The organism is Enterobacter sp. NFIX59, assembly GCF_900113755.1.
Classification (GTDB): Bacteria; Pseudomonadota; Gammaproteobacteria; order Enterobacterales; family Enterobacteriaceae; genus Enterobacter; species Enterobacter pseudoroggenkampii.
Genome location: NZ_FOQN01000004.1, coordinates 441,466 through 454,618, shown reverse-complemented (window position 1 = coordinate 454,618; position 13,153 = coordinate 441,466). Strand labels below are relative to the sequence as shown.

Here is a 13,153-nt window from a genome sequence, read left to right as displayed (position 1 = left end):
CCCATACCCGGTAGCTGCCGGTGAGTTTGTCCTCAACGTTAACCTGATGCTCACCCAGCAGGGTTTTCACAATCTGCGGCACCGTCTGCCCCTGGAAAATACGCAGGTTACGGTCGCGCTTCATCGGCCACAGGTCCGGCTCCACCGTCAGCTGGTACACCGCATAGCGGGTGCCCGTCAGCTCAACGGCGCTGACCGCCACGCGGGTAATCTTGCCGTTAATATAGCGGGACGTCAGCAGGCTCTGCGTCGGGATGGTCACCGTGACCGGCTGGCCCAGCAGCTTACTGCGGTCGATGCGCGCGTCCGTGCCGAGCACGGTCAGCGTCAGCGCGAACGACTCGGACATCGCCTCGCGGCCCGTCAGTTTCCAGAACAGAAGCCCCTCCACCGGGAGCTGAACGGTAATTCGGTTGAGCATAATCTTTATTCCATCTAGCTTATGCGATGCAGAAAAGGGGTTCGCATCTGTGATAAAGTGTCATTCAAGAAAGGGGCTTTTCCCTCTTGATCATCCAAAAAACAAGAGAGTAGATTTTCAGTGACTCTGATGTGACAAATAAACCTACATTCAACCAGATGTTTGAAATATCAAACATACTTAATAAAAGAGGGAACAATGAGACCGAACATCTGAATGAAATCAAGCGAAATAATTCCTGAGCAAGGGCAAATTTAACCGCTCCAATCTTTCGCTTGAAGAATAACCAGGCCGAAGTAAACAAAGAGAGTAATAAAAGTAAGTCAAGCACAAAAAAAAGCATGACCAAAATGCTGAAACCATCACCTGCATAATAATGCAACGAATCACCAAACGCTTTTGCATCAGAAATGAATGGAATTCTGTCGTGGCGAACTGAATTCACGCAATAAAGTAACATTGCGAGAAGATCCATGCTTCCCCAGAAATACCATAGATTGCTATTTAAATGAGCGAGGTTGTTTTGTGTACGCCCGATATTATTATTTACAAAAATGGGGAGGCACATGTTGGCTTCAACTCAACTCTCCAGATTAGGGTTAAATTCAAAACGCATAAACAGGAGAGACAACCTTCTCACATTCCTTTGGATGTGAAGCCTCTGGCTTCGAAGATTGTACACTTCCATAGTATCTCCTGTTTATATTCCTACGGATTCACCAGCCAGGTGCCCGGCTTGGCAATATCCAGCGTCTGGCCACGCGTTCTTCCGTTGCCCTGTAGTTCAATCTTCGCCTCACCGGCTGGCAGCTTGAGCGATGCATAGCCGTTGGTTCCCGGGCGCAGCGCTTTTGGCTCGCCGTTTACTTTCAGCGTTTCGCCGTCGAGGATGCGGATATAGACCAACGCAACAGGGCTCGCGACAGGCGGTGGCGTCTGCTGTGCCGTCGCCGGTTCGCTTACCTTCGCCGTTTCTGGCTTCACGTCTGGCGTGTTCGCGGCGGTTTCGGTTGGACGCGTCTCTGCCGGTGCCTGCGCAGCCTGCTCAGGCGCATCGTTACCGCCGCTGAACAGCATCGCGCCAGCGACAACGCCGACCAGCACGCCTGCGGCAACCATGCCCGGGATCTTGTAGCGGCGCCAGTCGAGTAGCGAAGCCGGTTGTTCCTCCTCCACCGGTACCAGCATCGTGCCGGGCTTTTTCGCCGTCAGCACATCGTTGATACCGGCGACCGGCATCTCTATCAGCGCGGCGAACTCGTCGATGGACTGCGGACGGTCCTCCATGTGCAGCGCCAGCGCGCGGTCAATGGCCTGCAGCAGCGGAATGGAATAGCCCTGCGGCATGATTTCCACCAGCGGTTTGCAGGTATCCTGAATAGAGCGCACCACGCTGACCGGCGGCGGAGAACCCACAATCAGAGTACGCAGCACCGCGCCGAGGGCGTAAATATCCGTCCACGGGCCCTGCTCGCTTTCGTTGTCGTCGGTGTACTGCTCAATCGGCGCAAATCCCGGACGCAGCATGGTTTCCGTTTCGTCGGAGAGATTACCGATGGTGCGTCGCGCGGAGCCGAAATCGAGCAGCACTGGCAGGCCGTTATCCTGAATCTGAATGTTATCCAGAGAGATATCGCGGTGCAGGTAGCCTTCGTCGTGGATTGTCTTGATCGCACCGAACAGCATCGGCAGCGTGCGGCGGATCCAGGCTTCGTTGATCAGCTCCGGCTTTTCTTCGCGCAGGCGCGACAGCGTGGTGCCGCTGTAAAACAGCGTCCCCATATAGGCCGTGTCGTTTTGCACCCAGAAACGCAGGACGTGCAGCAGGTTCGGGTGGTTAAAGCGCGCCAGCAGACGCGCTTCCTGAATAAAGCTGTTCAGGCCCGCGGAGAACGCTTTGCCAAAGCGCTCGCTGCGCAGCACCAGGGTCATGTCGTCGCCGCGCACGGCGAGCGAGGAAGGCATAAATTCTTTGATAGCGATAGTGCGTTCGAGCTGGTGATCCCACGCGCGATAGACAATGCCAAAACCGCCGCCGCCGATCACCTCTTTGATTTCAAACTCGTTGAAGCGGTACCCGACCGGGAGCGCGTTTGGGACAGTCCGATTGTTATCATTATCCGTCATCTTTTACAGTTCTCTTGATGATTATTACGCGGCAAACTGACAGTGAAACTCGCCCTGCTCGCAGGTGACGTGCAGACGTCGGTACTGCTCGTCGCTGCGGCTGGCGGTAAGTAAGATCTGGCTCATCTGAGGCAGCAGAGTGTTGGTCAGAATAGCGTCCACCATGCGGCCGCCGGACTCCACCTCGGTACAGCGCTGAACAATTTGTTCCACCACGCTGTCGTCAAACTCAGAAATAATGCTGTGATTCTCTTCCAGACGACGCTGAATGCGCTTGAGCTGCAGGCGAACAATCTGCCCCAGCATCTCGTCGCTGAGCGGGTAATACGGCACCACCAGCAGACGGCCCAGCAGCGCGGGCGGGAAGACCTCCAGCAGCGGCTGGCGCAGCGCGCCGCTCAAGGCGTCCGGCTCCGGCACCAGCTCCGGATCGGCGCACATGGCGCTAATCAGGTCGGTGCCGACGTTAGACGTCAGAATAATGATGGTGTTACGGAAATCAATGTGGCGCCCCTCTCCGTCTTCCATCCAGCCTTTATCAAAGACCTGGAAGAAGATTTCGTGGACGTCCGGGTGCGCTTTTTCAATTTCGTCCAGCAGCACCACGCTGTACGGGCGGCGGCGCACGGCCTCGGTCAACACGCCGCCTTCACCATACCCTACGTATCCCGGAGGCGCACCTTTTAAGGTGGACACGGTGTGCGCTTCCTGGAACTCACTCATGTTGATGGTGATAACGTTCTGCTCGCCGCCGTACAGCGACTCCGCGAGCGCCAGCGCGGTTTCGGTTTTACCGACGCCGGACGGGCCGCACAGCATAAAGACGCCCACCGGTTTGTTGGGATCGTCGAGCTTCGCCCGCGAGGTTTTCACGCGGCGGGCAATCAGATCCAGACCGTGACGCTGTCCGATAACGCGCTGGTTCAGCGTGTCGGCAAGGTTTAGCACCGCGTCGATCTCGTTTTTCACCATCCGGCCCAGCGGGATCCCGGTCCAGTCAGAGACCACCGCGGCAACCACGTTTTCATCCACCGCCGCAAACAGCAGCGGTTCATCACCCTGTAAGGCGTTCAGCGCCTGCTGCTGTTCCGTCAGCTTGCCGCGCAGCTCAGCGGTATCTTCTTCGCCCGCCGCGAACAGCGCGGCGCGCAGGCGGATAATCTCCTGCACCAGACTGCGCTCTTCTTCCCAGCGCCGGGACAGGGCTTCGCGTTTTGTCTCATACGCGTCACGTTCGGCGCGTAACGTTGCTACGCGCTCAGCGTCTCCGGCACCGACGCGCGCCTCGCGTTCTGCGATCTCAATTTCCACGTCCAGCGCGGCAAGATGGCGCAGGCAGTCTTCCAGCTGCGCAGGCGGCGCGCTCTGGCTGACCGCGACGCGGGCGCAGGCGGTGTCGATCAGCGCAACGGCTTTATCCGGCAGCTGACGCGCCGGAATGTAGCGATGCGACAGCTTCACCGCCGCGCTGACCGCTTCGTCAAGCAGCAGAACCTGGTGGTGCGTCTCCAGCGGCGACACGGTGCTGCGCAGCATCAGAATGGCTTTCGCTTCGTCCGGCTCGTGCACCTGCACCGTCTGGAAACGACGGGTCAGCGCGGGGTCTTTCTCGATGTACTTTTTGTATTCCGCCCAGGTAGTGGCGCCGATGGTGCGCAGCTGACCGCGCGCCAGCGCGGGCTTCAGCAGGTTTGCCGCATCGCCGGTCCCCTGCTGGCCGCCTGCGCCAATCAGGGTGTGGATCTCATCAATAAACAGAATGATCGGCGTGGCGCTGGACTGGACTTCATTAATAAGCGCCTGCAGCCGGGCCTCGAACTCGCCTTTCATGCCTGCGCCGGCTTGCAGCATGCCGATATCCAGCAGCCACAGCTGAATGTTCTGCAGCGGCTCCGGCACGTCGCCGTCGGCGATACGCAGCGCCAGACCTTCCACCACCGCCGTTTTCCCGACCCCGGCTTCCCCGGTCAGCAACGGGTTGTTCTGGCGACGACGCATCAGGATATCCACCATCTGGCGGATCTCCTCGTCGCGCCCGACAACCGGGTCAATCTTCCCGTCGCGGGCGCGGGCGGTCAGATCCTGGCCGTACTGGGCCAGCGTCCCCTGCGCAGCCGGTACTGCACCCGCCGGCGCATCGACGGCGGCAGCGGCCTGCTGCGTCTCTTTGCTGTTGGCGCAAATAGCGTCGAACTGCTCAATCAGCACCTCGACGTTAAGGCGGGTGAACTGCGGCGAGATGCTTTTCAGCACGTTGGCCAGATTCCAGGTTTTCAGCATGCCGATCAGCAAATGGCCGCCGCGAATACGGCTGACGCCAAACTTCAGCGAGCCGAAGACCCAGGCACGCTCAACGGCGCTGTCGATGTGTTCGGAGAGATCGGAAACGGAACTCGCCCCGCGCGGAAGGACATCCAGCGCCGCAACGATATCGCGCGTCAGCTGCTGTTCATCAAGGGCAAAGTGGCGGATGACCTGCTGCAGATCGCCATCCTGCTGCTGCATCAGCTGATGCAGCCAGTGCACCAGCTCAACATAGGGGTTGCCGCGCAGCTTGCAGAACGCAGTGGCGCTTTCCAGAGAGGTAAATAACAGCGTATCCAGTTTGCCGAAAAGCACGGCACGGCTTATTTCTGACATGTTCGGTTCCATTGATAACAATGCGTTAGAAAAATTATCGCTCTGCGCAATACACCAGATCGCCACGCGGGACAGGCCGCGGCTGAAGGCCCAGCCAGGTGTTGTAGCCTAATCGCCCGGCACCGCCGAGCGTGGTGCCCTGCACCGCGTCTTCACGCAGGATCACCCGTGTTTCCCATTCAAACTCCACCCCGGCGTACTGACGCACCCAGTCACGCAGTTCGGTGACCCACGCTTCCCCCGGCAGAAAACGGTTGTACTCCTCCGCGCTCAGCGGGCCAATGTCGATGCGAAACTTATGCTGCACGTCGCGGACGGCGACGCCGAGAAAAGCGGACTCACCCATGCGCGGCATGCGGCGTCCTGCTCCCAGCTGCGCCTGCTCGCGCGTGGAAAGCGGCATCCACTGCGGCACGTTGCTCACCAGCTTAACCGGCGCCTTAAAATAGCTGCGCAGGATCTTCTCCAGCCCCTCCGGATCCCGCCCGTGACGGGTCAGGTGTCCGGCGTGGGTAAAGCGGGCATGCGAGCTCAGGCTGCCTTTGTTCATCTGACCCGGCTGCCCCATGCCAATCAGCGACGCCAGGTAGTCCTCAAAGCGCCTGTTATCAGCGCGATCCAGCGAGACGGTGGGCTGCGCATCCGCCCAGGCGCGGTAAAACAGCAGCGCAAGGCGGTGATGGAACAGATCGGCAAACGCGCTGAGGCTGGTGTCCTGATGATGATAAATACGCTCGCGGGCGTATTCGGTCATGTGGACCGGCAGCGGGCCGTTCGGGCCAAACAGGCCGAAGCTGAGGATAGACACCTCATGCAGCCCGCTTTCCTCCCGCTGACGCACCTGAGCCAGCGTCGACGGGGCAAAACTCATCGACGGCTGCTGGCCGATGCGCAGCGGTTCAAATTTTGGCAGCGGCGCGCGGCCCAGCGGGTAGCGCTCGCCGCCCTGGGCATCAATGCGCCTTAACAGCTGAAACAGATCGTAGCGCCAGGGCGTCTCGCGGACCCCGTGCCAGAACGCATCCGGCAGCTTCGTCAGGCGATGCACGCGCAGCGGTGCAGCGGTGTCACTCATATCAGCGCCCTTTTACCCATGCGCGGCGCCCAGTAGCCAATCTCGCCGCGCTGCTGACTTTTCAGGGTGAACTCCGTAAAGCTGTTGATCGACACCAGACGGGCAAAGAGACGCTCCATCACGCTGCCGAAGAGCCACGGACTGGCGCCGGAAAAGGCTCGCTCATCCACCGTCAGGGTAATGCCGATCCCGCGGGCGAAAACGACCGGGCCGGGTTCTGGCACGCGGCGGTGAACCGGTTCCAGCACGCAGTGACGAACGCCTTCCACCTGACGCGCAACGGGCGTTTCTGCCAGGTTGGCGTACAGCCCTAACAGCTGTCGCAGCGCGGCTGCGCCCTCTTCGTTTTCGCTGTCCATCAGGCTGAGGTAGTTCATCTGCAGCTGGCTGATGAGCCGCCAGGTACTGAACCCTTCGGCCAGCGCCGGACGCGGCGGCGTCGGGCCTTTACGCAGCGTGAGGGATTTCACCGGCATGGAATCGGCCATAATGAACTGCCCGAGCTCCTGCTGCAGCATCAGCGGCAGGTCGCGGCTGGTGCAGAGTACCTCGGCAGAGATATAGCGCAGGTTTTCCTGCCAGGGGGCGTGCTGTTCATCCACCAGCGAGACAAAGACCTCCGAGCCGATATAGCCGGTACGGGTGCCGTAGCGCAGAGCATGCTCGGACAGCACGCGCTGTTCGCGGCGCAGGGAAAAATAGGCCCCGTAGTTGCCCGCATCGCCGCTCCAGGTGCTCCAGAAAGGACGAAACGTCTGGTCATCACGCTGGCCGTCCGCGCTGCCATAGATTTTTTTGACCGCGTAAATTTCATAATCCAGCGGACGGATGTTATCCACCACCAGATGGTATTCATGCTGGCCCTCATTCAGCTTCTGACGCGCCGCGACCTTTGGGAACAGGTTGATGACCGGCGTGCAGTGCAGCGCCAGGTGGCTGGCATCGACCACGCGCTCCAGCTGTTCATCCGACTTATCCAACAGAATAAAGATATCGAAGGCTTTTTCGTCTTCACAGCGCTGGATGAGCTTGCTCAGGCCGCTTAGGCTAATGAAGCGGAAACGGGCCGGAAAGGCGAAATACTCCTGCAGCAGGCGATAGCCGTCAAAGTTGCGCAGATCGTCCGGAAGCAGCGCCTGGTCAGGCTCAAAACCCTCCTGGCGCAGCGCATCCGACGCCAGCAGCTGTCGCTGCGGCTGCGGGCCGACCGTCTGACAGACGATCCCAACGTGGTGCTCCATCACCAGCTCCAGCAGCTTCAGCGCTTCAATGTCCGGACCGCCGAGGAAAAATTCCAGACGGTCGAAATCCAGGTGCCCGAGGTTTTGCGGGCCGTCGCAGGCGATGCGGATCCGCAGAGCGCTGCCGATCCCCCGCTGGCTCAGCCCCAGCTGCGCGAGCGGCAGATCGGCGGGCACGCCGCCCAGCTCGACCTTGTCGATTTTCAGCGGCAGCAGGTTGACCTCGTGCGCCGTGGTATAGCTGCAGGTCACGCCGGTTTTTTTCAGCGCCAGGCTGTCCATCATGGTACCGCGCGGCACAATGAAGCCCTTGCTCAGGTCACCCCTGCTGCTGTCGGGCTCAATCTCCGCGATCGCCATCGACGGCGTGGGCGCAAGATAGTTCGGCGCAATCATCTCCAGCAGACGCTGAGAGAAGCGCGGAAACTCCGCGTCCATTTTCATCTGCACGCGGGAGGTCAGGAAGGCGAAGCCCTCCATCAGACGTTCGGTATACGGGTCCGCCACCTCGATGCCGCGCATGCCCAGCCGCCCGGCGACTTTAGGATAGCGTTCGGCAAACTCGGCCCCCATTTCGCGCAGGTAGGCCAGCTCACGGTTGTAGTATTCGAGCAGTTTACTTTCCATGATTACCCCGCATCTTTCAGTTCAAAATGGCCGTTTTCCAGATCGACATCGGTACGAAACAGAAACTCCAGCGGGTAAGGCACACACCATAAACGCCCTTTGATCTCGATGGAGAGCACGTTGTGCAGATCCAGCGAGGAGGTATCCGACACGCAGCGGACCTGCAGCCCCTGCGGCAAAATGCGCGGTTCAAAATTGATGATGGCCTCGGTGAGCTTGCGCTGAATGTCGTGCCATTCGATGTCCGACATTCTTTTCCCGGCCAGCGGCGCGACGCCGAAGTTAACCACCGAGCGGCTCACATGCGGTAACGCGCTCAAATCACCGGAGGCATCGTGGTTGATGGTATTAAACAGCCACTGCAGATCGCGCAGAACATTGCGTCGCAGGGCGGCGTGGGTGATCAGATTGCTGTTGGCCGACTCGCGCTTTTTTTCCGGGTCGTTATCGGTGAGGCGATCCAGCAGCGAGGGCTGCATTTTGTCGCGCGCCCCCACCTTCTCCTGCTTGCTGCGGGCTTGCCAGCCGCTGCGCAGCAGATCGCCTTCGCCAGCGGGATTACTCATCGGCTCCATCCGTTGCAAACGTCACGAGGCTGAGCGACAGCAGCGGACTTTCGCTTTGCTCGCTCAGCCAGGCCTTCTGGCCCTGGCCTTCATACAGCGTGCCGTCAGTATCGAGCGGGTGCCAGTCGGTGGTGCGCCCCAGTTTGACCGCATCAGAGGCGTCGTCTGCAAACGGATAACGCGCCGGGATCTGACACACCTGCTCCGTACCGTCGGTCAGGCGCACCAGGGCGTGACGCCAGACTAGATCGGTCACGCTGGCGGGCGCCTGGAAACGGATCTCCGCGATAGCGCTAAAGGGCAGCCAGAAATAGCGGCCGTTCACGATGGTTTCGCAGACCGGGCCGAGACGGGCGTCGCCGTCCATCAGCCAGTCAAAAGCCTGCGTCTCCTCATTTTCGAGGGCGATGTGACCAGGGTTTGCCTGAGCCTGTTCAAGCGCTTCAAGACGCAGCGCCCGGGCGCGCTCGCCCTCCTCGCTCAGCGCCGCGGCAAGGGTAGTCAGCCACGGCCACTGGGTTTCAGGCATGGCCGGACGCGCCTGTCCCGCCATCACCTGCGCGCGCTGCAGCTCGCCCTGGATGGACTGCTCCAGCAGCGTGACGGTGGGTTTCGCCTGCGGCTTCAGCGCCAGCCAGCTTTTCAGCTGGGTCAGGGCGCGCGTCCAGTTGCCGCTGAGGGTTAAAAACTGCACGAACGCGGCGCGGAGGTCGGCATCCGCCGGACGGGCTTTGATTTCAGCTTCAAGGCGCGCGAGCGCGTCGTTGAGCGACTCACCCGCCAGGTGTTGATAGAGCGTATTCATAGCCATTCCTTAATTCGCCGCGCGCCATGCGCCGACGGCCGGATCGCGCAGCTGAGGACGCAGGGTGTCAATCAGAACGATATTCAGCGGCGTGCCGGGTGCGACCCAGGCGCTCCAGGTTTTTTTCACCGCCGCGATACGCGCCTGCAGCTTTGCATCATCGCTGGCGGTTTCACGGGAGATCTCCACCGCGACCGTGCCGTTGCTCTTCCAGCTGTTCAGGGCGTTGTCGTAAGGCAGGATCATCCAGCTCTGGTCGCTGTTTGGGGTGCTGAATACCATGCGCTCTTTGTTGACGGAAGTGATCAGCGCGTTTTCCGGATCGGCGCTTTGATTCAGTCCGGTCACCGGGAAGCCATGAATGTAGGTCACCGCCATCTCTTTCTGCCCGCCGTTGCGGGACTGCGACACAACGGTGTGTCCGCTCAGCCAGCTGCCGTTCCCGCAGCGGGTGGTGTCAGAATCCGGAATAAAGAGCGCCGGAGCGGAAGCGCCACCTTCCCAGAAGGTGCGCAGGTGGCAGCCGTCCTGCAGGGTGAATTCCTGCCACGGCGTGCGGTCGGCCGCGACAGTGCGGGATGCAGCGTTCTGGTCTGGCGGCAGTAACGCGCCGCTGGCTGGGGTTGCGGTGACGGTCGCAGCAGGTGCGGCCTGCTCCTGTTTCACCACCAGCGCCCAGTCCTGCGCTTTGCCAGCCGTGCCCTGCGCCAGCGTGGTACCCGCCGGATCGTTGAGCGTCCAGCTAAGCTTATTCACTTTGCTGCACTGGTGTTCCAGCAGTGAGCCAAGACGCGGCACAAAGTTCTCCAGCACGGAGACGTCTTTCTTGCCGTTTGCCACAATGCGCAGCGCCACCTCAGGCTTACACCAGCTCTGCGGCGTGTTGTCTTTGATGTTGTCGATCCAGATATCCAGCTTCTGCGCAGGAGACTGCACGATGCGGAAATTTTCAGCCTGAGCGGTGGAGGTCGCCGCCAGAAGTGCCAAACCCGATAGCCAAAGTTTCATATCGTTCCTTGTGTGTCTAATCAGTTCCGCAGGGAAGAAATTGTGCTGCGTCAGAGAGGGTGTGCAGCAAAGTGGTGTCCTGAGGGTTGCCCATCCATACCGCCAGGGCAGTATAGTTATCCTGAGCATTCCCCTCCTGTTCGCCATTCTTTTGAATGATTTGGTTCATTAAGGTCAGCCACTCCTGCGGCGTATTGACCATATGCAGCGACTGCTTCATTTGCTCTTCGCTGACGCCGTGCCAGAACCCGTCGGTGCACAGTAAAAAGGCATCGCCGTCCTCAACCTGCACCACGTCGCTGTAGCTCGCTTCCGGCCCGCCGTTTTCAATCCCCAGCGCCAGATAGAGCAGGTTGCTGTTCAGGTTGTCGGTCTGGTGCCCGGCATCTTTCATCTGCTGCACCAGGCTGTGGTCGGTAGTCACATGCCACAGCCATCCCCGGCGAAACAGGTACAGGCGGCTGTCTCCGGCGTGCGCCCAGTAGGCCAGCCCGTAATCACGGTCAATGAACAAGCTGACCAGCGTCGTGCCCATCCGGCGATAGTCCTGCACGGCCTGCTGCTCGCTGAGGATCGTGCGGTTCGCCGTCTGCACGTAGTCGCGGATGTGCTGCGCATTAAGATGTTTGTCGCCATCGAAGCGGGAGATAATGCTGTTGCGGGCCAGCGCTGCGGCCACCTCGCCGCCCGGCAGCCCCGCGATGCCGTCGCAGACGACAAAGCAGGCTGAACGTTCCCCTATGGTTTCTCCCGTCTGATCCTGGTTGCTGGCGCGCGTCCCCTGGCGGGAGAGAGAAGCCGTTGCGATATTCATTTGTCTTCCGATCCGCTCTGTGAGTCTTTGTACTGATTGACCTCCATGTCATACGCATGAAGGAAGGCCTCGCCGAACAGGGTGTGGAAGTCGTCCTCAATCTCGCCCGCCGTCTCGCCATAGCTGCGAACAAAGTAGTCCCACAGGGCCGCTTTGCGGCTGCCCGGCAGCGCCAGACGCGAGGTCATCCCGTTCTGCTTCGCCTGCTCTTCCAGCTGCTCAGGGTTAAAGGACTGCAGCATCGCGGCGATAATGGCGCGGATGCCGGAGATCATGCCCAGCTGGTGCGCCTGCAGATCGATCAGCGCGTCGCGCACCGATTTGGTCGGCGGCATAAAGCCCGGCATCGGTGTGCCGAACATCTGGATCAGCACGGTTTTGCCGGTCGGCAACAGCTTGAACGGGTTGTTGGCATCGTCCAGCACCATGGTCATATCGGCTTTCACGCCGCGCTTGAGGATAGAGCGCGAGGAAAGCAGCGCCACGGTCCCCTGAGAGAACATGCCGAGGATCTGCCCCAGCTGACGCATATTTTCACGGTCAAACTGCGGGACGGGCTGCATTTCGCTCAGCCCCATCCCCTCCAGCAGTGCCTCCAACAGCTCACCCTGCAGCACTTCGCCCTTCTCACCGCTGTTTGCCGTGGTGGGCGAGGCGGCGTTATTGACCGGGTCGATGCGCAGGCGGCCCTTCGGGGCCTGCGCGCTGCTGCGCGCAACGGCCTGTGGCGTAGGCATGGTGAAGCCTGCGTAATCCGGTCGCGCGGGCTCTTCTTCAGCACGCGGTTCTTCCTGCGGCTCTGGGGCGAACAGCGGAGAATCGGCCAGCACGTCCTCTTCCTGTTCAGGTTCAGGTTCCGGCACTGGCGCAGGCTTCTCGGCAATAATGTCATCCGGATGGGTTAGTGGCGCGCCGCCCATCAGCCCGAGCGGGTCGTCATTACGCGCGGCTGGTGCGCTGGCCTTACCGCCAAACAGGGCCAGCGGATCGAGCTCATCCGTCGCCTCTTCTTCTGGCTTCACGGGGCTCGTCTCGCCCGGCGGCACCAGCGTTGACGGGGTGACGTCGTCAAAAATACTCTCTTTTTTGAACAACGCTTCGTCGCTGAACAGCATGTCCGGATCGACATGCTTACGCTCGAGTTTTGGATCGCTGTCGTTGAACATCGCCAGCGGATCTTCGGCGTTACGCTCCGGGGCCGCAGGCTGGGAGAACGGATCGTGCGATGCAGCAGGCTGCGGTTTTGTACGGTTGCTGGAGATGCTGTCGGAGATGGAGAACTCCTGCATCAGGCTATCCCAGATCTCCGTTGGCACGGCGGTCGGCTCGGCTTTCCCGCGCGGTGCGGCACTTGCCGGTTTCGGTTGAGAAGCTGGGGCGGTCGCGGGTGCGGCTGTCGGACGCGCCTGCTGGTGCAGACTGGCCGCCATACGGCTCACGGGCTGGGTATCGTGGATCAGTTCGGTCACTTCGATACGGTAGTCATCAATACCGAGAATGTCGCCATCCTGCAGTTCAACCTGACGCCCTCGCTCCAGCGGAATGTCATTTAATACCACGCGGGTGACGCTGCCACGGTTGGTCACGCGGCATTCACCCTGGGCGTCCACGTGAACAATGGCCTGCAGACGAGAGATGGTGCGGTCATTATCCGGCAATACCAGATTGTTATCCGTACCGCGCCCAATGGTGCCGCCCGGGGCGTAAAAATCACAGCTGCTTTGCGGCGGCTGATGACCGGGTTTCGTAGAAATAATCGTGAATCGCATGGCGTATTCCTGCTGGTATGATTAGCGCTCAAACGCTGCCGCTCTCGGGGCGAGAACGGC

The 13,153-nt window shown here is 60.4% G+C and carries 11 protein-coding genes; all 11 read right to left on the bottom strand.

What is annotated here, in order from left to right; genetic code table 11:
- Nucleotides 1–421: contractile injection system protein, VgrG/Pvc8 family (locus tag BM007_RS16630; RefSeq protein WP_217642347.1), on the bottom strand; the 421-nt coding region annotated here is incomplete at its 3' end.
- A 64-nt stretch (nt 422–485) separates the two neighbouring features.
- Nucleotides 486–896 (bottom strand): hypothetical protein, encoded by a 411-nt coding sequence (locus BM007_RS16625; RefSeq protein WP_231597158.1) that lies wholly within the window; start codon nt 894–896, stop codon nt 486–488.
- A 233-nt stretch (nt 897–1,129) separates the two neighbouring features.
- Nucleotides 1,130–2,548: a serine/threonine protein kinase gene (locus BM007_RS16620; protein WP_090419883.1), complete on the bottom strand. Its 1,419-nt coding sequence runs from the start codon at nt 2,546–2,548 to the stop codon at nt 1,130–1,132.
- Between the two features lie 24 nt (nt 2,549–2,572).
- Nucleotides 2,573–5,188, bottom strand: a complete 2,616-nt coding sequence (tssH, locus tag BM007_RS16615; RefSeq protein WP_090419880.1) for a type VI secretion system ATPase TssH — start codon at nt 5,186–5,188, stop codon at nt 2,573–2,575.
- Nucleotides 5,189–5,222: 34 nt separating this feature from the next.
- A complete protein-coding gene (gene tssG, locus BM007_RS16610; protein WP_090419877.1) occupies nt 5,223–6,263 on the bottom strand; it encodes a type VI secretion system baseplate subunit TssG in 1,041 nt (346 codons plus the stop codon).
- Nucleotides 6,260–8,131, bottom strand: a complete 1,872-nt coding sequence (gene tssF / locus BM007_RS16605; protein ID WP_090419874.1) for a type VI secretion system baseplate subunit TssF — start codon at nt 8,129–8,131, stop codon at nt 6,260–6,262. Before tssF ends, tssG begins: the two co-directional genes overlap by 4 nt.
- A gap of 2 nt (nt 8,132–8,133) precedes the next feature.
- Nucleotides 8,134–8,697, bottom strand: coding sequence for a type VI secretion system baseplate subunit TssE (gene tssE / locus BM007_RS16600; protein WP_024909842.1), 564 nt, complete (start codon nt 8,695–8,697; stop codon nt 8,134–8,136).
- Complete coding sequence (locus BM007_RS16595; protein ID WP_024909841.1) at nt 8,690–9,502, bottom strand: type VI secretion system accessory protein TagJ; 813 nt, start codon at nt 9,500–9,502, stop codon at nt 8,690–8,692. Before BM007_RS16595 ends, tssE begins: the two co-directional genes overlap by 8 nt.
- A gap of 9 nt (nt 9,503–9,511) precedes the next feature.
- A complete protein-coding gene (locus BM007_RS16590; RefSeq protein ID WP_032647680.1) occupies nt 9,512–10,510 on the bottom strand; it encodes a hypothetical protein in 999 nt (332 codons plus the stop codon).
- 16 nt (nt 10,511–10,526) lie between these two features.
- Nucleotides 10,527–11,324, bottom strand: a complete 798-nt coding sequence (locus tag BM007_RS16585) for a PP2C family protein-serine/threonine phosphatase (RefSeq protein WP_008502637.1) — start codon at nt 11,322–11,324, stop codon at nt 10,527–10,529.
- Nucleotides 11,321–13,093 carry a type VI secretion system-associated FHA domain protein TagH gene (tagH, locus tag BM007_RS16580; protein WP_090419872.1) on the bottom strand — a complete coding sequence of 591 codons (1,773 nt, stop codon included), beginning with the start codon at nt 13,091–13,093 and terminating at the stop codon, nt 11,321–11,323. Before tagH ends, BM007_RS16585 begins: the two co-directional genes overlap by 4 nt.
- Nucleotides 13,094–13,153 lie beyond the last annotated feature (60 nt).

Coding starts and splice junctions, on each gene's coding strand:
- BM007_RS16625 (WP_231597158.1), bottom strand. CDS start 896: ATGGATCTTCTCGCAATGTTACTTTATTGCGTGAATTCAGTTCGCCAC.
- BM007_RS16620 (WP_090419883.1), bottom strand. CDS start 2,548: ATGACGGATAATGATAACAATCGGACTGTCCCAAACGCGCTCCCGGTC.
- tssH (WP_090419880.1), bottom strand. CDS start 5,188: ATGTCAGAAATAAGCCGTGCCGTGCTTTTCGGCAAACTGGATACGCTG.
- tssG (WP_090419877.1), bottom strand. CDS start 6,263: ATGAGTGACACCGCTGCACCGCTGCGCGTGCATCGCCTGACGAAGCTG.
- tssF (WP_090419874.1), bottom strand. CDS start 8,131: ATGGAAAGTAAACTGCTCGAATACTACAACCGTGAGCTGGCCTACCTG.
- tssE (WP_024909842.1), bottom strand. CDS start 8,697: ATGAGTAATCCCGCTGGCGAAGGCGATCTGCTGCGCAGCGGCTGGCAA.
- BM007_RS16595 (WP_024909841.1), bottom strand. CDS start 9,502: ATGAATACGCTCTATCAACACCTGGCGGGTGAGTCGCTCAACGACGCG.
- BM007_RS16590 (WP_032647680.1), bottom strand. CDS start 10,510: ATGAAACTTTGGCTATCGGGTTTGGCACTTCTGGCGGCGACCTCCACC.
- BM007_RS16585 (WP_008502637.1), bottom strand. CDS start 11,324: ATGAATATCGCAACGGCTTCTCTCTCCCGCCAGGGGACGCGCGCCAGC.
- tagH (WP_090419872.1), bottom strand. CDS start 13,093: ATGCGATTCACGATTATTTCTACGAAACCCGGTCATCAGCCGCCGCAA.